Source organism: Leptospira yasudae, from assembly GCF_003545925.1.
Lineage (GTDB): Bacteria > Spirochaetota > Leptospiria > Leptospirales > Leptospiraceae > Leptospira > Leptospira yasudae.
The window spans coordinates 696798-718572 of sequence record NZ_QHCU01000002.1 but is presented as its reverse complement, the minus strand read 5'-3'; the positions used below and the strand labels follow the sequence as shown (position 1 = coordinate 718572).

General features: G+C 45.7%; 22 protein-coding genes. 13 read left to right on the top strand and 9 right to left on the bottom strand.

Annotated elements, in window-relative coordinates; all coding sequences use genetic code 11:
* Nucleotides 1-3 precede the first annotated feature (3 nt).
* The 5 genes from DLM76_RS08655 to crcB all read left to right on the top strand — a co-directional run bounded on the left by DLM76_RS08655 (nt 4) and on the right by crcB (nt 3913).
* A complete protein-coding gene (locus DLM76_RS08655) occupies nt 4-849 on the top strand; it encodes a hypothetical protein (RefSeq protein WP_118957857.1) in 846 nt (281 codons plus the stop codon).
* A 54-nt stretch (nt 850-903) separates the two neighbouring features.
* Entirely contained in the window at nt 904-2007 is a 1104-nt protein-coding gene (gene prfB, locus DLM76_RS08650) for a peptide chain release factor 2 (protein WP_118957858.1), read from the top strand.
* A 240-nt stretch (nt 2008-2247) separates the two neighbouring features.
* Nucleotides 2248-2916 (top strand): LIC13197/LIC10919/LIC10469 family protein, encoded by a 669-nt coding sequence (locus DLM76_RS08645; protein ID WP_118964967.1) that lies wholly within the window; start codon nt 2248-2250, stop codon nt 2914-2916.
* Nucleotides 2917-3022: 106 nt separating this feature from the next.
* The gene (locus DLM76_RS22060; protein WP_346725439.1) at nt 3023-3478 is read left to right on the top strand and encodes a hypothetical protein; all 456 of its coding nucleotides are present in this window, start codon (nt 3023-3025) and stop codon (nt 3476-3478) included.
* A gap of 51 nt (nt 3479-3529) precedes the next feature.
* Nucleotides 3530-3913 carry a fluoride efflux transporter CrcB gene (crcB, locus tag DLM76_RS08635; RefSeq protein WP_118964928.1) on the top strand — a complete coding sequence of 128 codons (384 nt, stop codon included), beginning with the start codon at nt 3530-3532 and terminating at the stop codon, nt 3911-3913.
* 267 nt (nt 3914-4180) lie between these two features.
* Here crcB and DLM76_RS08630 read toward each other — a convergent pair whose 3' ends face one another.
* Nucleotides 4181-6259 carry a cellulase family glycosylhydrolase gene (locus DLM76_RS08630; protein WP_118964927.1) on the bottom strand — a complete coding sequence of 693 codons (2079 nt, stop codon included), beginning with the start codon at nt 6257-6259 and terminating at the stop codon, nt 4181-4183.
* 350 nt (nt 6260-6609) lie between these two features.
* Between DLM76_RS08630 and DLM76_RS08625 the strand changes: the two genes are divergently transcribed.
* Complete coding sequence (locus tag DLM76_RS08625) at nt 6610-7209, top strand: DUF2179 domain-containing protein (protein WP_118957861.1); 600 nt, start codon at nt 6610-6612, stop codon at nt 7207-7209.
* Between the two features lie 19 nt (nt 7210-7228).
* On the opposite strand, the gene DLM76_RS08620 is transcribed toward DLM76_RS08625, so the two are convergent.
* Both DLM76_RS08620 and DLM76_RS08615 read right to left on the bottom strand, forming a co-directional pair.
* Nucleotides 7229-7759, bottom strand: a complete 531-nt coding sequence (locus tag DLM76_RS08620; RefSeq protein ID WP_118957862.1) for an SET domain-containing protein — start codon at nt 7757-7759, stop codon at nt 7229-7231.
* 143 nt (nt 7760-7902) lie between these two features.
* Nucleotides 7903-8499, bottom strand: coding sequence for a hypothetical protein (locus DLM76_RS08615; RefSeq protein ID WP_118957863.1), 597 nt, complete (start codon nt 8497-8499; stop codon nt 7903-7905).
* A 196-nt stretch (nt 8500-8695) separates the two neighbouring features.
* Between DLM76_RS08615 and DLM76_RS08610 the strand changes: the two genes are divergently transcribed.
* Nucleotides 8696-9550 carry a class I SAM-dependent methyltransferase gene (locus DLM76_RS08610; RefSeq protein ID WP_118964926.1) on the top strand — a complete coding sequence of 285 codons (855 nt, stop codon included), beginning with the start codon at nt 8696-8698 and terminating at the stop codon, nt 9548-9550.
* On the opposite strand, the gene DLM76_RS08605 is transcribed toward DLM76_RS08610, so the two are convergent.
* Nucleotides 9547-10803, bottom strand: a complete 1257-nt coding sequence (locus DLM76_RS08605) for an NAD(P)-binding protein (RefSeq protein WP_118957866.1) — start codon at nt 10801-10803, stop codon at nt 9547-9549. The two genes, DLM76_RS08610 and DLM76_RS08605, sit on opposite strands and share 4 nt — an antisense overlap.
* 169 nt (nt 10804-10972) lie before the next feature.
* Here DLM76_RS08605 and msrA point away from each other — a divergent pair, with 169 nt between their 5' ends.
* Complete coding sequence (msrA, locus tag DLM76_RS08600; protein WP_118957867.1) at nt 10973-11566, top strand: peptide-methionine (S)-S-oxide reductase MsrA; 594 nt, start codon at nt 10973-10975, stop codon at nt 11564-11566.
* Nucleotides 11567-11650: 84 nt separating this feature from the next.
* Here msrA and DLM76_RS08595 read toward each other — a convergent pair whose 3' ends face one another.
* Nucleotides 11651-12364 carry a PAS domain-containing protein gene (locus DLM76_RS08595; protein WP_118957868.1) on the bottom strand — a complete coding sequence of 238 codons (714 nt, stop codon included), beginning with the start codon at nt 12362-12364 and terminating at the stop codon, nt 11651-11653.
* Nucleotides 12365-12662: 298 nt separating this feature from the next.
* Between DLM76_RS08595 and DLM76_RS08590 the strand changes: the two genes are divergently transcribed.
* Both DLM76_RS08590 and DLM76_RS08585 read left to right on the top strand, forming a co-directional pair.
* A complete protein-coding gene (locus DLM76_RS08590; protein ID WP_118964925.1) occupies nt 12663-13130 on the top strand; it encodes a GyrI-like domain-containing protein in 468 nt (155 codons plus the stop codon).
* 105 nt (nt 13131-13235) lie between these two features.
* The gene (locus DLM76_RS08585; RefSeq protein WP_118964924.1) at nt 13236-13862 is read left to right on the top strand and encodes a glutathione S-transferase family protein; all 627 of its coding nucleotides are present in this window, start codon (nt 13236-13238) and stop codon (nt 13860-13862) included.
* 97 nt (nt 13863-13959) lie between these two features.
* Here the strand turns inward: DLM76_RS08585 and DLM76_RS08580 are convergent, their stop codons facing one another.
* Genes DLM76_RS08580 through DLM76_RS08570 form a run of 3 tightly spaced genes read right to left on the bottom strand, consistent with a single transcriptional unit; the run spans nt 13960 to nt 16703 of the window.
* On the bottom strand, nt 13960-16188 hold the full coding sequence (locus DLM76_RS08580) for a heavy metal translocating P-type ATPase (protein ID WP_118957871.1): 2229 nt from the start codon (nt 16186-16188) through the stop codon (nt 13960-13962).
* A complete protein-coding gene (locus tag DLM76_RS08575) occupies nt 16185-16394 on the bottom strand; it encodes a heavy-metal-associated domain-containing protein (RefSeq protein ID WP_118964923.1) in 210 nt (69 codons plus the stop codon). Before DLM76_RS08575 ends, DLM76_RS08580 begins: the two co-directional genes overlap by 4 nt.
* Nucleotides 16395-16415: 21 nt before the next feature.
* The gene (locus DLM76_RS08570) at nt 16416-16703 is read right to left on the bottom strand and encodes a metal-sensitive transcriptional regulator (protein WP_118957873.1); all 288 of its coding nucleotides are present in this window, start codon (nt 16701-16703) and stop codon (nt 16416-16418) included.
* A gap of 138 nt (nt 16704-16841) precedes the next feature.
* Between DLM76_RS08570 and DLM76_RS08565 the strand changes: the two genes are divergently transcribed.
* On the top strand, nt 16842-17915 hold the full coding sequence (locus DLM76_RS08565; RefSeq protein ID WP_118964922.1) for a PA0069 family radical SAM protein: 1074 nt from the start codon (nt 16842-16844) through the stop codon (nt 17913-17915).
* A gap of 240 nt (nt 17916-18155) precedes the next feature.
* A complete protein-coding gene (locus DLM76_RS08560; protein ID WP_118957875.1) occupies nt 18156-18980 on the top strand; it encodes a hypothetical protein in 825 nt (274 codons plus the stop codon).
* 371 nt (nt 18981-19351) lie between these two features.
* On the opposite strand, the gene DLM76_RS08550 is transcribed toward DLM76_RS08560, so the two are convergent.
* Complete coding sequence (locus tag DLM76_RS08550; RefSeq protein WP_118964920.1) at nt 19352-20572, bottom strand: hypothetical protein; 1221 nt, start codon at nt 20570-20572, stop codon at nt 19352-19354.
* 264 nt (nt 20573-20836) lie between these two features.
* Between DLM76_RS08550 and DLM76_RS08545 the strand changes: the two genes are divergently transcribed.
* On the top strand, nt 20837-21661 hold the full coding sequence (locus DLM76_RS08545) for a hypothetical protein (RefSeq protein ID WP_118957922.1): 825 nt from the start codon (nt 20837-20839) through the stop codon (nt 21659-21661).
* The last annotated feature ends 114 nt before the right edge of the window (nt 21662-21775 follow it).

Below are 21775 nucleotides of genomic sequence, written 5' to 3'. Positions count from 1 at the left end.
CCTATGCCATTTTTGATTTCAGGAAACTTAGATCTCGTGGAGAGACATAGCCTCAAGAAAATGGAAAAATTTCTTGGGATCATTCTTTCTCCCGTTCAATTTCCAGTTGAACAATACAATCTGTTAAGACACGCACTGCATAGGAATCTCGACCCCGATACGTTGATCCGAAAGATGAATCGTCAGGAACTTCTTTCGTTCATCTACATTCTCACTCAATTCGGGGACGTGGTCCGCAACGAAACTCCGGTCGAATATCTGGACGTCGAAAAAATTCCTCTCGTATTGGAATGGCAAAAGGGACAATACATGATCCCTTACGAGGTCCTGGATCATCTTTCAACTTCTCGAATATTCAAAAATCAGAATTATCTCTTCGCACTCATCCCCTCACTTCCCGCAAAGGAAAAAAAAGCCTGGATCGAATGGATCGGTTCCGGTTACGGAAAGACGTTTCCGAGAGAGATCAATCACGAACTGTATTTTCAATGCAGACATCTCCAAAAGCCGTTTCAGGGAAAATCGCTTCTTAGAGAAGAAACGATCCAATTGAATCAACTCTGGCCCGCAGGAAAAAATGAAATCGTGGATTGGTTTCACAAAGGCATCACTCCGTTTTATTCCGCGATGAAGGAACTTTCCAGATCGGAAAAAGATCCGTTCCTTCTTCATATTTTGGACCTGATCCGCTCGGGCAAATTGATCCTAAAAAAGAACCCGGAAGAATTCAGAAAGAAGGAAGAATACGTCTTAGTAGCGACCGTGGAAGGAAACACTCCCCAACTCAGGGACACCGTTTTTTCCTGGGAACAAGAAAGGGAAAAGAAGGAAGACTTTCTTTTTCAATAAATCCGTTCATCCCAAAGATAACCGGAAATCATCAAATCGATCGAAGCAAAGCATATGGAAGTAAAATCGGCTAAAGAACTCAAACGAGTTTCCAAAGAATTACAAGAGAACTTTATCAACCGCTGGAAACTCTTGAATTTGGAACAGGACAAAGATCGTCTCAAGGCACTCAGCGAAAAGGCGGAAGACCCGGATCTTTGGAACAATCCGGAAGAAGCGAGAATCGTAAGTCAGAAAAAGAACGAACTCGAAAAAAAACTCACTCCTTGGTTCACCATTCAGCAGGATATATTAGATTTTCCTGATTTAGTGGATTTAACCCTCGACGAAAAAGGGGAAAACGGAGTGGGAGAACTTTCCACGGAATACAATCGACTTCAGGAGAAATTCGCCGAACTCGAATTACTGGGCGCCCTGAAAAATCCGGAAGATATAAAACCGGCCTTCTTGAACATTCATCCCGGAGCGGGCGGAACGGAAAGCCAGGATTGGGCCGAAATGCTTCTCAGGATGTATATGCGTTATTTCGAAAAGAAAGGATATCAGTATTCTCTCATAGACATTCAAGCGGGCGACGGCGCGGGAATCAAGAACGCCACCTTACACGTGATAGGCGACTTTGCGTTCGGCTTTCTCAAGGGAGAAAACGGGGTTCATCGTCTCGTGCGGATATCTCCGTTTGACGCCAATAAAAGAAGACATACGTCCTTCGTTTCCGTTCACGTAAGTCCGGAAATCGACGACGACATCGACATCAAGATCGAGGAAAAGGATATCCGCGTCGACGTGTATCGTTCCTCCGGAGCCGGTGGGCAGCACGTCAACACGACCGATTCCGCGGTTCGGATCACTCATATTCCGAGCGGAATCGTAGTCGCGTGTCAGAACGAAAGATCTCAGATCAAAAACAGGGACACCGCGTTTAAGATGTTAAAGGCGAGACTCTACGAGATGGAACAGGAAAAAGCGAAAGAAGAATTGGAAAAGAAGTCGGGCGAAAAAAAGGATATCGCCTGGGGCTCTCAGATTCGAAGCTACGTTTTCCATCCGTACAATCTCGTAAAGGATCATAGAACCGATCACGAAACGGGCAACGTGGCCGCGGTGATGGACGGGGATATAGAGCCGTTCATTCTCGCTTACTTGAAAACGCTTTAAGTTTTCTGAATGTCTTTTCGGGGCGGCTCCTGAGCTACGCCCCTTTAAGGAGTAACTCGCTTAAGGTTGCAGGAACGGGCTTGTTCCGCGCTTCGGCTTACGCCTTCGGTCGCAAGCGACCGCTGTGCGCGCTCCACATCCCTGCCGCGGTCAAGCCGAGAATATTATAAGCGACCGCAATCTAAAATATTATAAAAATAAGATATTATGATCATAAGGTAAAAAATTATGAGTTTAGAAATTCAAATAGATCCTAAAAGATTTACAAAACGCGAAGAAGCGATCAAAATGTGGCTGCGGAAAAATAATCAAGATCGGCTCTTAACAAAATTAAACGGCCTTCTCAATGATCTGCCGAAAGAGGAAATCACGGCAAAATTCAAATTGAATATCGAAGCGGCTCTTATATTTTGCCGGGACAACAAAGGGATCCGAGGGCTAGACTTTATGTGGGACAATCATGGTAAAAATGGTGTCTGCCCTGCATACGCGTACGGAAAAGAACATAGTGGCAATCATCAAATTCTTTCGGACACTTATTTAGCACCTCAAGGTATATATTTTGGCCCCAAGGATATTCCCTGGATCGAAACCGAAGAGAATTACGGAATCGACGTGGAATTGGAATTCTCAATACCGACGGACGTGGCGATCAATGTATATATGAAGAATATACTTCCGGAAATAACCGAAATAGCGATGGAATTAAATTATGACGTTCGATGGACCGTTGTCGAGTCGTTCACCGATATAGTACAAATTTGGAACTATAAAATAGGTTACGATGTCTGCAATAATCTAATTTATAAAAATATAATTAAAGGATTTGAAAATCGAATTCCTTTTTGGATTACTTTACACGCGTTTGACCGGGGACCCGTCCCGATTTTAGTCTTATCGAAACTTTGAATCAAGGACTCGTTTAAAATCTTTCGATCTTTTATCAAAATTTATTTTCTATTTTTTTGAAATTGCATAAGAGTCCTACAAATATTGAAATAGGTGAGGGTTGAACATGACCGATGTTTCCGGTAAAATCAAATACGGCTGCTTATGGGGAATGCTGATTCCCTTTCTTACGTTTTTTACCGCGCTCGGCGGAACGATTCTCTTTCTGAAGGACGATTACGGAAACGCGCATACGTTTGCCGATTGGACTCTTCTCGCGGGAAAACACGTTCTTATTTTTGCGGGAATTCTGATCAGCGTCGTATTATCTTTGTTAGTCGGAATTTGGTTCGGGATCAAGGATTCGAAACCGGTCGAAACGTTACGAATTTTCTGGCCCGTTCTCGTCATTCTTCTCTATTGGATCGCTCCGAATTTGGTCCCGGGACCCGTGGATGATTCGATCGTGACGCTCGGAGTCGGGTTGTATCAGATTTACCGTTATTTTACGGAACGAAACCGGGAAAATGATTCGACAAAAAACGGATCGCAACCTTCGGACGATAAATCTTCCGGCCCTTGAAAACGAAAAACGGGGCAACGAATTCCTTTTTTAATATATTCTAAATACCTTATGAGTCTTGAAAGAACCTTACTCTGGATCGGAATCGGCGGCGCGCTCGGAAGCGTTTTTCGATATTTGCTTCAATATTGGTTCGGTACGGTCCTCGGCCTTATGCTTCCTTGGGGAACGCTGACCGCGAATCTTCTCGGTTCGTTTCTCATCGGAGTCGTTTATGCGGCTTTTGATCGATTCCCCTCATTCGATCCTCAATGGAAATTCTTTCTTGCTTCCGGTTTGTGCGGAGGGTTTACCACGTTTTCGACGTTCTCCTATGAAACGCTGCAGATGTTTCGAACGGAGAATTACATGCTACTTTTCGCATATATTTTGGTAAGCGTTTTCGGCGGAATCGGGTTGGCTCTGTTCGGGGTTTGGGTGGGAAAAAGTTTTTAATATTATTCAATCACTTAAAAACTCTCCCCGGAAACTGGAAACATCAAGTTTTCAGCAAGAATATTTTGATTGTGCGATTTTGTGGGAACTCCCGCAAAATCGAGGCATAAATCCGGTTGCAGAAACGATTTTTCCGTGATAAGCGGATTGATTCCGAAATTTTCCCACAAGGCCCACCTCCACCGCCCAAGTTAGGGTGGGGGCCGGATCGTTTCACGGAAAAATCGTTGGAACTACAACAAAATCACCCTCTCACGACATTCTCCCCTACTGCGCGGGATATCCCCCATACGTCATCTTTCCTATCAAATAAACCGGACTCTTTTTCTCGTTTAAAATTCTTTGGTTCAAATCTGCTTGCAGTCCCGCCAAAAACTCGTTCGAATAAGAAACCCCGTTCCCATCCACAATCAAAACGTAATGAATCGTTTCCTCATTTTCACCCGCTTCCAAATCGTCCCAAGAAACCAAAAGAGAACCGGAACCGCTCATTCGATCCGGATCGGGGATAAGAATCGATTCGTTCAATCCGTTCGTAATCGATGCGGACAAGGTTTTGTTGTAAATTCCTGAATCGGAAATCAAAATCAGATTCTGCGCCGAAAAATGCGGAGGAATAAAGATCTCCGTGGGCGCGTCCGAATTCCTTCCTTTCCAAATCAGAATCGCAAATCTTCGATCGGAAAAATACGCGGTTCCGTTTGTCTTCGGTCGAATTCCTCCCCAGGCATACGGATTGTTCCAAGAATCGGCGCCGAGAGTATTATAATAAAAACTTAAAATTCTTCCCTGTGATCTTCTAGGATAACTCCTTTGAATTGCGCGGTAATCCACGTTCCATGTCGTTCCGTAATTTCCGACCACCGAAAAATTCTCGTCGTTCCAAGCGTCCTTTTTCGTGATCAGCTTGGACGTGTTTCCGTTCATATATTCGAAATGATTGTCGTAATAATAATCCCAATGCCATTGTGTTCCCGAAACCAAAAGGGAATAAAAATCCGCATAACGCGTCTTAGTCGACTGCCCCACATCCGAAATTTCCATCGCCTGATACACGGCGGAAATCATTCTCGGAGTGTCTTTGGCGCCGACTCCGTTCAACCACATCCCGAACTCGCTCAAAAACACGGGAATTTTCAGGAACCTAGTTTCGTTTCGGATCTCGTCCAAATACTTAAAATACGTCGCGTTGTCGATTCCGGTCAGATCCGTTCCCATCCTTCCCGCGTCGTAAAAATGGGAATTAAACACAAAGCCGGGTCCGGGTAAAGTAGTCAGATGGCCTCCTCCCGTGGGAGGAACGATCGCGCTTCCCACATTCGTATTCCAGAATACAAGAGGTTCCGCATATACGTATTTGGATTCCCATCCGTTCGCGTTCAGCTCCTGACGAATTCTTCTGTAAAAAGGCCATAACTTCTGATTGTCCCATTGTGCTGGTGAAAGTCCTTCCATTCCTCCGTCCACGGGTTCGTTGAACGGATCAATTCCCAGAACATAATCGAATTCTTCGGTAGTTAAGCGTTCTTGAATGTATTTCGCGGCCTTTCCCAATTGCCAAACGAATTCGGTCTGCATTCTTCTCGTTCCCGCCGAAGTATTAAACGAGGCGTCGTTCCAAAAATTCCTAAATCCTTTTCGGATCGCCTCGTTGGTAAGATTGTTCTGACTCCAATTCGCACAGACGATTCCGCAGTATTCGTTCGGATACGTTCCCGCGGGCGTCACCCATTTCGGCGCTCCGTTTCCCGTATACCACGAGTTTTTGTTAAACAGATTTCGGGAGAATAGATCCTGATGGTAATCGACAAGAACATACATCTTCAACGCGATCGCTTTCTTCATTTGAGCGATTACGGAGTCGAGATACGCGTAATCGATCGTATCGACGGCCGTGTGAACTCCTTCCCAAGCGATCGTAAAACGGATCATATTCGATCCAGTGGTTTTTCCCAATCGCGCAAACGCAATCTCCGCGTCCGATTCGTTTTGAAAGGGTTTGAATTCGTGCTGAACGAGTTTCGTATTTCCGGAAATATTAAAACCCCGAAAGTTCGCTTCTCTTCCCAAAGAATCCACAAAGATCGGATCGGTTTTGGCTGAATACGTCTTTTCTCCGATGGAAATCCTTCTCGATTCGGGAAGATTCCGATATTCCAAAGAATGAAAGACGTTCGACGTTCCTTCTCCGGATAAAAACGGTTTTGTTCCGTTTTCCAATGCGGATCTAACGTTGCTATTCGTGTTCAACAAAGAAAAAATCGGATTCTCCTTCGAATCGGAGGGAGAACAATTTTGATAAGCGAAGAAACAAATCGTTACAAGGATCGACGCGGTTCTTTTCATAGGAAGGGATTCTCGACGTTTCTTTTGAAAAAGAAATCGTAAAACCGTTTTTACGATTAAAAAGCGAAACGTTAAACGAAATCAAGATTCCATTTTTTTAATTCTGTTTCTCTGTTTTAAGAAATTTATAAGTCGTTTATCAGATACGTAGGCTCCGGATTTTCCGGCGCAACCCGCGTCGATCGGCCTTTCCTAAAAATCCCGAAACGAGATTTGATTTCTTTTCGGTCGTATTTGATTCCTTCCCGTTTCTTGAAAGAGTTCGCCGGACTCCTTCTACAAAGGATCGTTCGTTCCTAGCGGATCAATTCTCCTCGACGAGTTTGCTTCTTTCGACAATATTAGTTCGTATGGAACTGAGTTTTCCTTCTCCCGGAAATCCTATCTTCGATTACGTTCTTCTTCCCTGTTTTATTTTTTGCGCCCGAGTGACGGACGTTTCGATCGGAACGATTCGAGTCATTCTTCTTACCCGCGAAAAGAAAGCGATCGCGGCTTCTCTCGGATTTTTGGAAGTTCTTCTTTGGGTGATCGTGATCACACAGGTCATCAAGAATTTAAACAACGCCCTTTGTTATCTTGCATACGCCGGCGGTTTCGCTACGGGGACGTTCATCGGAATGATTCTCGAAGAGAAATTGGCGATCGGTTATTCTCTCTTAAGAATCATTTCCCCCGAACACGGCGAGGAAATCGCGAACAGACTTTCCAAAGCGGGTTACGGAGTTACGACCATGAACGGTCAAGGAAGCAGAGGCCCTGTTAAGATCGTCTTTACGGTTTTAAAAAGAAAGAAGATTCGTCAGGCGATGAGAATCGTACAGGCCGTCGAGCCGGACGTATTCTACTCCATAGAAAACGCCCGGAGTACCAGCTCCGCCGTCGCCGAAGATTCTCCAGGACTTCTGCGGAGAGGAATCCTGGAAAGAATCTTAAAGGTTAGAAAGTGATTTTCGTTTTTAGGTCGTTCTATACTGGGATTTTTACGTAGAGTTTTTTGATTTCTTTTTGGATGAATTTCGGAAAGTTCATCTGATACTCGTTGATCAGAAGTTTCCAATCGTCTTTACGGATGGATTTTCTGCAGTTCGCCGATCCGCAGCCGCATTCGAAGGTTTGGTCGAAGTTTACGATAAAGTTCGCGTAATCGATCGTAAGCTCTTCTCCGGCCTGAATCTCTCTCTTCGCGACGATGTTGTCGTCCTGATCGTACCACATGTTCGGATCGCAGGAATGGTTCATGAAGTTGGAGTGATTGATCACGTACTGATCGCTGGTAGGTCCGGTGACCAGACCGAAGTCCACGTCGTAACCGTATTTCATGAAGATGTCCTTTTCCGAATCGGGAAGAGACTCGGCTTCGTCAACCGTCAGAACTTTCCATCCGAACTCTTCGTCTTCGATCCACTCGCTGTAGCTGAACAGCAAGGTTCCTTTGGGGATGGTCTTCGTTGCGAAGGTTCCGTTCTCCCCGAATTTGTTGATTCGTTTCTCGATCATGCAGAAGATCCCTGCGTTTATTGCCAATGGCAAAATTTTTATCTATCAAGAATGGTATAAAAAAAACTTCAATTAAAATACTAAATTCGAGTAATATTTAATGCGAGTCCCCTCGATCGTATGACGAGGAAAGAAGAACCATTCTAAAAACGTAAATTATTTTCTGAATGTCCGCCTTCGAGAAGTCCTCCGGGAATCCAAGACTCCGCTGACAACTCCCCTTCTTCCGCTTGAGGCAAATCCTTCCGCAAAATTTTAAAGCTTCTTCCTTCGATCCCGACGACCAAGGACGACTTGTGAAAGAGCCAGTTCCGATTCCCCGATCGTTCTATGCTTGCCTGCGCCTTCCCCGTCTCTAAAAAACAAACGGCCGAGAAATTTCTTTCAATCTTTCTCTGAAGAATTTCCACTTGTTCTTCGAAGTCAGTTCCGTTCTTGTCCTTGCCGATCGATCCGAAGTCGACGAAGACCGGAAGAATTTTTTCTCCCTTGGGAATTCTATCCGAAAGGAGAAAGTCCGCGGCCTTCAGAAGGGACTCCGCGTGAAAAAAAACGGGAACGGAGGATCGGGACTTTTGTTTGGACGAAATTTTTGCGAGGACGTGCAGCTTTTCCAAATTGATCGAAGCTTCCGGAAATACGAGAACCGGTGTAACTCCCTTACGATCGAGTTTGATTTTCCAGCGAAGCAATAAATTGCTTTTGGTTTGAGTCGGATCTAAGAGCGTGATGACGAACATGTTTCCCGATAATTCTACAGGATATATCGGACAAACTTAATGTATGTTTAGATATTATTTAATGCGACATGAAAAATCGAAACCTCCTTCGAACGCCGAAACGTTCGTTAAGACGAAACGAAATCTTCGTAGAACGTCTCGAATCGCCGATTCTCGTAAGAATTCTAACGGTTCGGTTTTAAGGAGAATTTTCTGAGTGAGTCTTTTTTCCCGGAAAAAAATCGAAGAAGCGCCTGACACTCTTACGCATCTGTATCTGAATCCGGAAAATTCTTCCTGGGCCAACTTAGGTTATTGGAAGGACACGGACGATTATCCCGCCGCTTGTAAGACGTTAGCCGTTCTGCTCGGACGCAAGGCCGAACTCGGACCGGGACTCAAAGTTTTGGACCTCGGCTTCGGTTGCGGGGATCAGTTCTTTGTTTGGAAGGAAGAATTCTCCGTTGCGTTCGGAGATCTGACCGGGGTCAACGCTTCTTCGGTTCAAACCGAATTTGCAAAAAATCTGTTGGACTGCCGCGGGTTTTCTCCGTCCGATTCTCGACCGACTCTCATCCTGTCCCCGATCGAAACGGCCCTTCCTTCTTTTGCGGATCAAAGCTTCGATCGAATTCTTTGTTTGGACAGCGCAGCTTTTTTTTCCGATCGGACAGAGTTTTGCAAGGAAGCGTTTCGAATTCTCAAGCCGGGAGGAAGATTGGTCTCGGCCGAGTTGATCCTGAACGAATCGCCTTTGCATCTTTTGGATTCTTGGTTTCGAAGCGCGGTCTGCGCGTTAAGTTCCATCCCGAAAGGGAACCGGGTCACAACTGATTCCCTTTCTCAAATCTTGCGCGGCGCCGGGTTCACGTTAGAAGACGGCTTTGCGTTTTTAGAGAAGGATGTCTTTGAAGGATTCTCCCGTTTTTTAAAACGTGCGACCGCCAAACCGAGGACTGCAATTCCGGAAAGAATCGCGAACAACTATGCGAGGTTCGCGGACTTTCTTGGAAGTGAAAGAATGAGAAGATACTTCCGCTTCGTTCTTTACTCCGCCCAAAAACCCTTCTAAGACCGCATCGAATTCTCAACCCAACGTCTTACGTCCAAAGAAGTCGAAACCCCCGCTTCCAAAAGGGGAATTCCGTATCTCGCATACGAACCGCAAAACCAAATCTTGCGGCCGGGTTGTTCTTGAAGGGACTTGAGTTCGTCGATGGTTCTTTGGTTTTTGAGATCGATCACCGGTCTTTCAAAACGGGAACGGGATATGAGAGTTCCTTGTTGGGGTTCTTCCAAAGGATTCCAAGTCTGAAAGATTTCCTCGTTTCCGATTTCGGGAAGAACCTTATTGAGACGAATCGTCGCGGAAGGTTTGTCGGTTTCGGGAGAAAGCGTAAAACAAAGCGGGGCCCAGTGTCTTTTTTTGTTGGGCATAAACGAAGGATCGGTGTGCATCAGAATTTCCGATTCTTCGTAACGAAACGAGGAAAGAAGTTCCTTCTCCTTCGTCATCTCGTCCGGTAAAAGAGGAATCGCCTGATTGGCCGGGGTCGCGATCACGACCCGATCGAATTCTTCCTTGCCTCCGTCAAAGGAAACAAAAACTTTTTTACCGTTGAGTTCGAGCCTCCTCGGATTGGATTTGAGCCGGATCTCTTTCGCGCCCACCGAAAGCCGGTCGGTGATGTCCCTGGTTCCGTGACTCGCGGTTAAAAATCGGAGAAACTTCAATCCTTTCGCATGATAACGGATCACCGCTTCGGCCGGATAATTCTTTGCGCTTTTGAGAGTGCAAGTGTTGATCGTCGCAAACATCGGAATCAGATATTTGTCCTCGAATTCTTTCGAATATCCGAAACGCTGCAGAAAACCGGAGATCGTAAGTTGTTCTCCCTTTAAGGATTCCCATTGAGTCGCGGACTCTCTGTAAAATCGGATCGTATCCGAAAAGATTCTTCTGGATTCTCCGCTTTGAAAACACACGGGAGAAACGAACGGATAAAAATTTCCGCCGAGTCCGAACGTAGCGAATTGAAAGTATGTGGTTCCGTCCCGTTCGCTCAAAGAGAAGGAATAATCCACGGGTCTGAATTCGATCCCCGCTTCGTTGTACATCTCGATGAGACAAGGATAATAGTTTTGTTTGAATGCGCGGAAAGGAACGTCGAAACGGAAGATTCTATCTTTTAACGCGACATCGGTTCCGTGCGCGTCCATTCCGGGGAGAGCGTGGCGCTCGATCAATACGACTTCGTGTTCCTTACTCAAATACCAGCAAGCGCTGAGCCCCGCGATTCCGCTTCCTAAGATTGCGATTTTCATATTCTATTCTTAGAATTAGATCTTCGAAAAGAAAACATAGGAATTTTTTTCTTCCGCAATGAAAAACATAAAAATCGGTTTTTAGAACGAGTCGTTTCAGGAAGAACGTTCCCTATGACTCGTGTAACCGTTTCATAAACGCTACGAACTTTCTTTTAAAGAGGTTTATGTGTTTTACTCTAAAGTATTGATTCCTCTCGGAATTTTTTTCTTTTTTTCTCCGATCTGGTCCGCGCCCAAAACGGAGAAGGCTACGTTCGCAGGAGGTTGTTTTTGGTGTATGGAAGGTCCGTTCGAATCTTTGGACGGAGTGATTTCCGTTACGTCCGGTTATTCGGGCGGTAAAGAAGTCAACCCTACATACGAAGACGTCGGCTACGGAAGAACGGGTCATCGTGAAAGCGTTCAGATAGAATTCGATCCTTCCAAGATTCGTTACGCGGAATTGTTGAAGGTTTTTTGGAAACAGATCAATCCCACGGATAACGGAGGACAATTTGCGGATCGAGGCAACCAATATCGAACCGGAATTTTTTATCACAGCGAGGCTCAAAAGAAAGCCGCCGAAGAATCCAAACAAGAGATCGCTAAGTCCGGAAAATTCAAAGGACCGATCGTGGTCGAAATTCTCCCGTTTACGGCGTTCTATGCCGCCGAAGGATATCATCAGAATTACTATAAAACCAATCCCGATCACTACAAAGCGTATCGAAAAGGTTCCGGAAGAGAGGCGTATCTGGAAAGCGTCTGGGGAAAAAATTAAACCGAAGTCAAACGTACGAATCGGAATCGTTTTTGCAACGACTCCGATTCGTTTATTTTATCGATCGAAACCAATCGATGTCGCTTAACAAAGTCGAATCAAGAACATCGTAAGCCTTTGCAGTTTGTCCCTGCCCTGACCCGGTTCCTCCAAATCCTTTTCGATCGTTTTTCGATAAATCGCCTTTAAGTGGTTCTTTAGAGTTCCTGAATGTACTCCCAATTCACGGACCAAGCTTTCACGAGTTTGACCCGCGACCAAAAGATCGCAGATCTTCGCTTCCTGATACGTTAGTCCGTATTCCTTTTGGAGTTTCGGAAACAGGGATTCCCGGACCTTTCCGATTTCCGTAGAAGCGGAAGCTCCGGCGGTTTCGTTTTTCTGAACGGAACCGGCCGTCTTGTCCGAGGGAACATCCACTCTACATAAGAAATTCGAAATATTCCCTTCTTCGTCGCGGAGAGGAGTGATTCTTTCCTTCCAGGAAATCGTTTCGCCGAATCCGTTTCGGTTTAAAAAATAGCCTTCGTATTCTTTTCCCGCAAGAATGGTATCCCACAGATGTTCGTAAAATTCCCGTCCGTGCGCACCCGATTGAAAGAAACCCGGATTCTTTCCGATCAATTCCGTTTGTTTATAACCGGAAATGTTCTCAAACACCGGATTGGTGTATTCGATCTTACCGTCGCGGTCCGTAATAAAGATCGCGTGAGGATATTGATAAAAGTAAGAAGTCAAAATGGACGAAAGATTCGTATTCCCCGATCCGTACCCACTTTGATTATCTGAAACGCACATAGACTTCCTCCTATCCCGTTGGAGATATGAGATTCTCCTCATAAAGAATCTCCATAAACTTACCTAAGTACTCCATATCAGGATTGATTCGTCAAATCGAAGCGTTGCCGAAAAGCCTTCGGAAAGATTGATAAAAATCAGGAAATCGGATTAGTTAGGTAATAGACGTTCACCGCGAACGATCGATATTCGCCCAAATCCGATTCAAAAAGTCGAGAGAATTGGATTGCCTCGTGTTGAACCGGTTTCGTATCGTATTTTTCGATCAAGTTAGACTTCGTTTAATAAAGAGGAAATCATGAAACAAAGCCCGATGCCGAAAAAGAATCTCATCGGAGTTCGTACGAGAACCAAAAACGCGGACGAGTTCGGACCGAACGGAAAAATCGGACCGCTCTGGGGAAAATTCTTTCAGGAAGTTTTTCCGAAACTCAGCAATCCCGGTGATTCCATTTACGCGGTATATTGGGATTATGAGAGCGACGAGAACGGAGAATACTCTTACTTCATCGGAGTTCCGGCCGCTTCCGACGATACGAACGGATTTGAAACCCTTTCCCTTCCCGAAGGAACGTATCTCGAGTTGACCACCGAAAAAGGAAAAAGCCCTGACATCGTCGTTCAACTCTGGCAACAAGTTTGGTCCGATTCCGGCATCAAAAACAGAAGAGCCTTTGCAACGGATTACGAAATCTATCCGATCAACTTCGCGGAAACTCCCGAAACACAGATTCGTCTTTACCTTTCGGACAAACAAAAGGGCTGAGCAAAAACCGCTATTCACGGACAAACTTCTAAGGAAGAATGAATTCGATCCGATCCGCCGAGAATTTCAATTTTCAAGATCGGGTCGCCCATCGAATCTGGCTGTATGGCGGATCTTCAACTAGTTATCGGCGATAAAAAATTCTCATCCTGGTCCCTGCGTCCTTGGATTCTATTAAAAGAAAAGAATATTCCTTTTACTGAAATTTCACTGACTCTGAATACGCCCGAGTTTTACGAAAAGATCAAATTCTATTCGGAAGCCGGCAAGGTCCCCGTTCTAATCGACGGCGACATCAAAGTATGGGACACGTTCAGCATCGTCGAATATCTGGCCGAGACCTTTCCCGAAAAAAATCTTTGGCCCAAAGACAAAGCCGCAAGAGCCGTCGCACGTTCCGTCGTCGCGGAAATGCATTCCGGTTTTACCGATCTTAGAAAAAATCTATCGATGAATCTCGTTGAAAAACTTCACGGAAGAACGTTCCCCGAAGAAGCGTGGAAAGATATTCGAAGAATCGAATTCATCTGGAAAGAATGTCTGAACGACTCCAAAGGACCTTTCCTTTTCGGAAAAGAATTCACCATTGCGGACGCTTTTTACGCTCCCGTTGTGGGAAGATTTCTGACCTACGGAATCGAACTCGGTCCGGAAGCGACCGCTTACATCTCCAAGATCAGCAATTTGTATTCTTACAAAGAATGGTTGGACGGGGCGCTCAAGAAAGCTTAAACGGAACCTTATTCGGAAAGCACATTCAAATTTTAAAACTCTTGAATATTCTAATCTGCGGAAGAACGAAAACGCCGTTCCTCCGCAGATCGAGAACTCACTTTCGTTGCAAACGCAAGGCGTTCAAAACCACCGAAACCGAACTGAGAGCCATCGCGCCTCCCGCAATCCAAGGAGCGAGAAAGCCGGCGGCTGCAACGGGAATTCCGAGCGCGTTGTAAACCAAAGCCCAGAAAAGATTTTGACGGATGTTATACACCGTTTTTTTACTCATCGCGAACGCGTTCGCGATCGAGATCAGATCCCCGTTCATAATCACTACATCCGAAGATTCCATTGCGACGTCCGTTCCGGTTCCCATCGCGATTCCGAGATCGGCAACCGCCAACGCGGGAGCGTCGTTGATCCCGTCTCCGACCATCGCGGTAATTTTTCCGGAGTTCATGAGTTTTTTTACTTCGTTCGATTTTCCTTCCGGGAGAATTTCGGCTAACACGTGTTCAATGCCGCAGGCCCTCGCGACCGCATGCGCCGTTCTTTCGTTGTCTCCCGTAATCATATACAAATCCATTCCGAGCGATTTCAGCCTTTCGATCGCGATCGGAGTGGTTTCCTTGATCGTATCCGCCAAAGAAAGAACCGCGGAATGTATTCCGTTCACGCTCAAGTGAACGACGGTGTTTCCCTCTTCTTCCCGAAGTCGTTTCAAATTCAGAAGAATCTCGTTGAGCGCGACGCCTCTTTCCTTGAAAAGACGATCGGTTCCGATCAGAATTTTTTTCCCGTCGACGACGGCGGAAACTCCGCCGCCCGGAACGGTTTCGAAACTCTCCGGAATTGAAAGGCCCAAACCTTTCGATTTGGCAAAGTCAACAATCGCTTTGGAAAGAGGATGTTCCGAATTCTGTTCCGCTGAAGCCGCAAGGACGAGCAGAGAATCGGCTTCGGCTACATTCAAACTTTCTAAACTCTTTAAAACGGGTTTTCCGTTGGTCAAGGTTCCGGTTTTGTCGAAAACGATCGTATCTACTTTATGAGCGATTTCTAATGCTTCTGCGGTCCTAAAAAGAATTCCGAGAGTGGCCGCCTTTCCGGATCCCGCAAGAATCGAAACCGGAGTCGCCAAACCCAACGCGCAAGGACATGCGATGACGAGAACCGCGATCGCCTTCTCCAAAGCCCCGGAGAAATTTCCGGGTTGTAGCCAGAAATACCAGAGAAGCAAAGTGATCGCCGAAAGAAGGATGACGATCGGAACGAAAATTCCAGAAATCCGATCCGCAATTCTTTGAATCGGCGCCCGAGAACCCTGTGCTTCTTGAACGACCCGAATGATTCCGGAAAGCAAAGTATCCTTTCCCACTTTCGAAGCCCTTAATTTCAAAATTCCGTTTCGGTTCAAAGAACCGCCGAACAAAGAGCTTCCGATCGTCTTTTCGACGGGAATACTTTCTCCAGTTAACATCGATTCGTCGACGGAAGAACTCCCTTCCTCCACGGTTCCGTCTACGGGAATCGTTTCTCCCGCCTTCACCAAGAGAAGATCTCCCGGGCGGACGGCGAGTAAGGGAATTTCCTGAATCTCATCTTCTCGAATGATGTTCGCAGTCTTCGGTTGTAAGCCCACCAAAGATTGAATCGCTCTGGAAGATTTTCCTCTCGCGATATGCTCCAGAAATTTTCCGAAAAGAATCAGAGTGATCAATACGGCGGACGTTTCGTAATAAAGAGGAACATCTCCGTGATGATGCGCGCCTAAGGAAACAAAGGTTTGATAAACGCTGTAAAAATACGCGGCCGAAGTTCCCAAAGCCACGAGAACGTCCATGTTCGCTCCTCCGTTTTTCAAAGAGCGGAAACTTCCGCGATAAAAAGCGGCTCCGATCCAAAATTGTACCGGAGTAGCGAGCGCAAACTGAAGCCAGGGGTTCATTAGGAAAGATAAATATTCAGAAACCGAATTGTTCCCGAAGTGACCGATCATGCTCGCAAGCAGCGGAAGGGATAAAAGCGTCGAAAGAACGAGGCGCAGCTTTAACTTTTTGAATTCTTTTTCATGCGCCTTTTCAGATTCTCCATGAATTTCGAGATCCTTATGAACCAGCGCCCTGTATCCGAGCGAATCGACCTTATCAAGGAGAACCTCTTCCGTAACCGAAGAATCGAACTCCACCTTGGCGGTTTCCATCGCAAAGTTGACCCGTGCGTCCTTAACCCCCGGAACTTTTTTCAGTCCCTTTTCGATCCGAAGCGCACAGTTTGCGCAGGTCATACCGATCAGATCTAACGTAATACCTTCCTCTACAGTTCTTTGCGGAGCGTTCATTTGATTTCACCCGGAGTATATCCTTCTTCCAAAATCGCGGCCTTGACTTTCGCCAATTCCTCTTCCGTCCCCTCTCCCAGATAAACGACTTCCTTGTTTTCCAAGTTTGCCTTTCCCGTTAATCCGACATCCTTGAGGGCGGCCTCGACGGTTTTTAAACAGTGCGCGCAGGTCATTCCTTCTACGGTAAGTTTGATTTCTTTCATGACTTTATATCTCCTCTAACTTTATTTAAGAATGCGGTCCACGGTGGTCATAAACTCGTCGAGAATCTTGGAATCGTTCTCTTTGAATCTTTCCACGACGCAGGTTTGAATGTGGCTTTTCAGAAGGGTTTTTGCCACTCCATCCAGAGCGGATTTCGTGGATGATAATTGATTGAGAACGTCGTCGCAGTATTCTTCCCTTTCAATCATTCCTTGAATTCCCCGGATCTGACCTTCTATTTTTTTTAAACGGAGAAGCAGATTCTCCGTAACTTTCGGATCGGAATGCAGCTTGTGTTTTGGTTTCATACCCTACCCCCCTATACTATAGACGTTTTAATAAACGAAATCCTTCAAAAAATTCTTCCTTTATGAAAATTTATACTTATTTTTTGTTTACTATTTATATAAATAGTATATCCTCTGAATCGAGGAATATTATGTGCGATGGAACAACCGAAAATCAATCGAGGAACCGTTTCTAAAATCCCGGGACGTTTCGAACCCACAAAACGCGAGATAGAGCCCGAATTTCAAAACGAAGAAATGTCTCCGCGCACGATTCTTTTGGAAGAACGAGCCAAAACGATCGTTTCCGAAAACGACTGCCCGGATTTAGGATTTACCCGATCGATCAATCCCTACCGCGGCTGTGAACACGGCTGCATCTATTGTTATGCGAGGCCCAATCATGCATACGTGGATCTTTCACCGGGAATCGATTTCGAAACGCAGATCTTCGCAAAAAAGAATGCACCCGAACTTTTGAGAAAGTATCTTTCCAAACAAAAGGAAAACATACATACGATTCAACTGGCCGGTGTCACCGACATCTATCAACCTGCGGAACGAAAACTGGAAATCACCCGCGAACTGCTCAAAGTGTTCTTGGAATTCAGACAACCTGTGGCGCTGATCACCAAATCGTTTCTCGTAACGCGAGACATCGATCTGTTGGAACAACTCGCTTCCTACAATTTAACGAAAGTATATATCAGCGTAACGACGCTCGATCAAGAACTTTGGAAACGGATGGAACCGCGCACCGCAAATCCGGAGAGAAGATTGGAAGCAATTCGGAAACTTGCAGATGCGGGGATTCCAACGGGAGTGATGGCGGCGCCCATGATTCCGGGGCTCAACGATATCGAACTCGAACGGATTTTAGAAAACGCAAAACAAGCGGGGGCAAAATCGGCGGGAATGGTATTTCTTCGTCTCCCATACGAAGTCGCGCCTTTGTTTCTGGATTGGCTGGAAAAAAATTATCCTCTCAAAAAGGACAAGGTGGAACATTTAATTCGACAAGCAAGAGGAGGAAAACTCTACGATTCCGATTATTCCGTCCGCATGACAGGAGAGGGAAATTATGCGGAAATGCTTTGGAAACGATTTTTTGCCGCACGAAAACGCCTCGATCTTCAGGACAATATGTCCTTAAACAAAACCCTCTTTAAAATCCCCGACATCTATCGAATTCGCTTAACAAAAGGAGAAGTCCTCTTTCCCGGCTTTGAGTAGCGGAGAATTCCTTCCAAATCCACTTCGTTTAACATTTTTTTTGCTAAAACGAAGATAACTAACATCGTTTTATTAAGAGCAAGATCGTCTGACGTAGGACAGATGCGTCAGAGGGAAATATTTTTTATTCTATCCGTTATTTAAAAAAGATTCCACTTGAGCTTGACTAAACTTACGGAAGTTTTGAACAATGCTGCGGAACTCCTTCCTAAATTATATATCAGGAGAATAGTGAAGAGAATGAAAAAGAAAAGTACGAAGAGCGTTGGGTTGATTTTGTGTGCCCTGTTGTTTTTTGCAGGATCGCTTTCTGCTCAGACTTACACCGTGTTCGTTCACGGAAAGTCCGATAAGAATCACAACGGTACAGGAACGACCGACGTAAATAACTATTGGGGAACAAGTGTGAACTCGGTTTCCGGAGCAAAGGTATTCGTCGGATACGATGGAACTACCGATCCAAGAACTTACGGAACCGCTCGTGCGCAAACCAACTTTACCACCGTGCTGAACACGTATTGCAAAGGATCCAATTCCTGCAAAATCGTATGTCATAGTGCGGGTTGTTACGTAACCGAATATTGGTTGGCGAACCTTGGAGCAAGCGCTTCCAGCAAAGGCTACAATATCACAAAAGTAACCGCTCTTGCAGCCGCTTCCGGCGGATCCGAGCTAGCATCCGCGTTGAACGGAGCGACTTTCGGATTTGCAGGAAACGCGATGGATAAAGCTCTCATCGTTTCCACAGCGAGAGGAGCATACAATCACAACAACACCGCCGGTGTTACGATTTATCAGGTTCCTGGTTACAAAGGAATGGCGGGAGCTTCCGCAATTCTTCCGGGTGAAGACGATTACGCAGTGGCCTACCACTCTTCTTGCGCTTATAACAAAGCGGGCGGAGTCAGTCAATGTCAGTCTTCTTTGACTCAAAGCGAAGGCATTTGGCCTTTCAACTCGAATGTGACTTACACACAATTCCAAGGTCACACAAGAGCGCCTTCCGTCGGGAGCGCAGGTCTTTACCTGAATCACAGCGAATTGAAAAACGAAGGCTGGAGATAATCCTCGATTCGTTTTGACGTAAAAAAAATCCCGCTTTCTAAAAGCGGGATTTGCTGAAACGACTTTCAAACTTCCTGAAAGAATTTCTTCCCGTTCAACAAACCCAAAAACATTTTAGAAAATCCGCGTCCGACTTCAAGAAGAAGTCGAAACCTTTTTTCCAGTTTCGTAGCGCGTTCCGTGCGTCGCACGCGCATACGCAATTCGTTCCATCCAAGCCGCGCTCCTGTTTGAAGGACTTTTGTCGGAATCATTTCCATCGATCTTAAATCGGCGTTGTACAAAAAAATGCCCGTGGAATCTAAGTCACGGGCATTTCGACAAAATATTCAGAATTTAGAATATTATTTTCTGAAACGGAAACAGGTTTTTTATCGCTCCATACTTTCCAATTCCTTGATCCTTCTCTGTTTCTCGTTGCTGTCCCAAAGTTTGGAAGTGAATTGTTTCGCGTCATAGTATTTCGTCTTAAAGAATTCTTTATACGGAAGAACGAGTTCTCGATCCGGTTCCACCGTTTTAGCCGCCTGGATTTTTTTAAGACCCGCTTCTCCTTGACTGAACCATTCCGGATCAACCGCGAGATTAACCCGATGTCCCCGCACGTCCGTCAAAACGTACGGACCGTCCAGACCGGAATCCCGTATTAGCTTTCCATAAAATAAGAATTCGGCTTCTCCGTAACCGGAAAGAAGTTTGGAATCGAACGTGGCCCAGGCGATGTATTCTCCCGTTTCCGCGTGTTTGAGATTTCCCTCAAGATGATAGTTCCCGGCCTTGTAAACGTTCACGCCGACGCGAACCACAAGTGAACCGTCGCTCGTCGTATCGGAAGAAGCCCCGCTCAACTCGGCTGGTTTACCAGGAGAAGAATAAAACGAAGTGTTGAGTTTTCCCGTCTTTTTAAATCCGGGAGAATAACGAAAGTCGACTTCCATGATCATATCCCCCCAATCTTTTTGAGTCGGTTTCCATTGAAACGTATAAAGCAAATCCTTTGCCAGATCGTCCCCGTTTACTCCGTTGTCGCCGTAATCGGGACTGAGCGTTCCGAATTTTTCCCCGTCGAATTCCCTCCACATGCGAACGCCTTTAATATCGATCGGAATCCGTTTTCCTTCGGGACTTCTACATTCGAACGTTATGCGCATTTGGTCCTGCGGCCCAACCACGGCCCAACTCAAAGGCTGGAGCTGACAACTATAACCGTTCGGTTCCTTCGATTCGGAAGAATCCGCCATCGGAATCGCCGTCGTCTGTATAAAAAACGGTTTGATCAGATCCTCGTTGTATTTCGTAAGAGGTCTTGAGTTCGGCGGATATTGGGACCATTCTTTATAATCTTCTAATATTCTTTCGATCGGAACGGAATCGTCTATGTCCTGTAAGGTGCCGCTCGAATCGGATTCAAAAGTGGACCCTCCGCCGCCGGGAGGAGAAGTTTTCGCCATTCTTTCCGCTCTTTCCTTCTTTTCGGCTTCCGATTCGAACCAGGATTCCCCTCTTTCATCGGGCCAGAAAGCTAACACCGTTAAAATCAAGATCGCTGCCACAATCGATCCATAGATCACATATTTATTGCCGGATTTCATGAATTCCTCTTTATTTTATCTTCAGAAAAGAGCGCCTAACGCGGTCCAGGTCGTTTTTTTCGGAGAACAGTGTAAATTCTCTCTTAAGTAGAGCAATCACATTTGTTTTTATTTATAATTAGCGTTCTTTTTAGATTTTTAATTTATTTTCCTCGTTATTTATAAATCAGCATACTATCACTTGACTTAAATTGGAAAGAGTCAAACCTTTAGAGCGGGAGAGGAATTTCTTCTCCCCTAAGAAATGGAGAATAGTGAAAAATGATGAGAAATTGGAAAACAAAGCGAATGATGGGACTGGCACTCTGTGTGTTTCTTTTTGCGGGAGCTCTTTCCGCTCAGACTTACACCGTGTTCGTTCACGGAAAGTCGGATAAGAACCACAACGGAACCGGAACTGTGGATGTGAATAATTACTGGGGAAGCAGCGTAAATTCTGTTTCAGGTGCGAAGGTGTTTGTGGGTTACGACGGTACTTCCGATCCGAGAACATACGGAACGGCTCGTGCTCAAACCAACTTCACCACCGTGGTAAACACTTATTGCAAAGGAAGCAATTCCTGCAAAATCGTTTGCCACAGTGCGGGTTGCTACGTAACAGAGTATTGGCTTGCAAACTTGGGAGCGAGCGCTTCCAGCCGCGGATATAACATTACAAAAGTTACCGCTCTGGCTGCGGCTTCCGGCGGATCCGAACTTGCTTCGGCTCTGAACGGAATCACTTTCGGGTTCGGCGGAAACGCGATGGATAAATCCCTCATCGTTTCCACCGCGAGAGGAGCATACAACCACAACAACACTGCGGGCGTTACCGTATATCAAGTTCCCGGTTATAAGGGAATGATCGGTGCTTCTGCGATTCTTCCTGGAGAGGACGACTACGCGGTTGCGTTTCATTCTTCCTGCGCTTACAACAAGGCGGGCGGCGTGAGCAAATGCCAATCTTCCCTGACACAGAGCGAAGGTATCTGGCCCTTTAACTCGAATGTAACTTACACTCAGTTTCAGGGACATACAAGAGCCCCTTCCGTTGGGACTTCAGGATTGTATCTCAACCACAGTGAGTTAAAAAACGAGGGCTGGAGATAAACAACTCTCGATCGAATGCGCAATTCCGCTCGTTGGGAGCGGGGTTGCCCGATCGAAACGAAAACGTCCTCGTTGGAGTCTTACTTTCCAACACCCACTTCGGATTAAAAATTC

Bases quoted from the DNA above. Each gene is read 5' to 3' on its own strand.
- DLM76_RS08590 (WP_118964925.1), top strand. From the start codon at position 12,663: ATGAAACAAAGCCCGATGCCGAAAAAGAATCTCATCGGAGTTCGTACG.
- DLM76_RS08585 (WP_118964924.1), top strand. From the start codon at position 13,236: ATGGCGGATCTTCAACTAGTTATCGGCGATAAAAAATTCTCATCCTGG.
- DLM76_RS08595 (WP_118957868.1), bottom strand. From the start codon at position 12,364: ATGTGCGTTTCAGATAATCAAAGTGGGTACGGATCGGGGAATACGAAT.
- DLM76_RS08575 (WP_118964923.1), bottom strand. From the start codon at position 16,394: ATGAAAGAAATCAAACTTACCGTAGAAGGAATGACCTGCGCGCACTGT.
- DLM76_RS08570 (WP_118957873.1), bottom strand. From the start codon at position 16,703: ATGAAACCAAAACACAAGCTGCATTCCGATCCGAAAGTTACGGAGAAT.
- DLM76_RS08615 (WP_118957863.1), bottom strand. From the start codon at position 8,499: ATGTTCGTCATCACGCTCTTAGATCCGACTCAAACCAAAAGCAATTTA.
- DLM76_RS08565 (WP_118964922.1), top strand. From the start codon at position 16,842: ATGGAACAACCGAAAATCAATCGAGGAACCGTTTCTAAAATCCCGGGA.
- DLM76_RS22060 (WP_346725439.1), top strand. From the start codon at position 3,023: ATGACCGATGTTTCCGGTAAAATCAAATACGGCTGCTTATGGGGAATG.
- DLM76_RS08625 (WP_118957861.1), top strand. From the start codon at position 6,610: ATGGAACTGAGTTTTCCTTCTCCCGGAAATCCTATCTTCGATTACGTT.
- DLM76_RS08630 (WP_118964927.1), bottom strand. From the start codon at position 6,259: ATGAAAAGAACCGCGTCGATCCTTGTAACGATTTGTTTCTTCGCTTAT.
- DLM76_RS08580 (WP_118957871.1), bottom strand. From the start codon at position 16,188: ATGAACGCTCCGCAAAGAACTGTAGAGGAAGGTATTACGTTAGATCTG.
- DLM76_RS08560 (WP_118957875.1), top strand. From the start codon at position 18,156: ATGAAAAAGAAAAGTACGAAGAGCGTTGGGTTGATTTTGTGTGCCCTG.
- DLM76_RS08655 (WP_118957857.1), top strand. From the start codon at position 4: ATGCCATTTTTGATTTCAGGAAACTTAGATCTCGTGGAGAGACATAGC.
- DLM76_RS08605 (WP_118957866.1), bottom strand. From the start codon at position 10,803: ATGAAAATCGCAATCTTAGGAAGCGGAATCGCGGGGCTCAGCGCTTGC.
- prfB (WP_118957858.1), top strand. From the start codon at position 904: ATGGAAGTAAAATCGGCTAAAGAACTCAAACGAGTTTCCAAAGAATTA.
- DLM76_RS08550 (WP_118964920.1), bottom strand. From the start codon at position 20,572: ATGAAATCCGGCAATAAATATGTGATCTATGGATCGATTGTGGCAGCG.
- DLM76_RS08620 (WP_118957862.1), bottom strand. From the start codon at position 7,759: ATGATCGAGAAACGAATCAACAAATTCGGGGAGAACGGAACCTTCGCA.
- crcB (WP_118964928.1), top strand. From the start codon at position 3,530: ATGAGTCTTGAAAGAACCTTACTCTGGATCGGAATCGGCGGCGCGCTC.
- DLM76_RS08545 (WP_118957922.1), top strand. From the start codon at position 20,837: ATGAGAAATTGGAAAACAAAGCGAATGATGGGACTGGCACTCTGTGTG.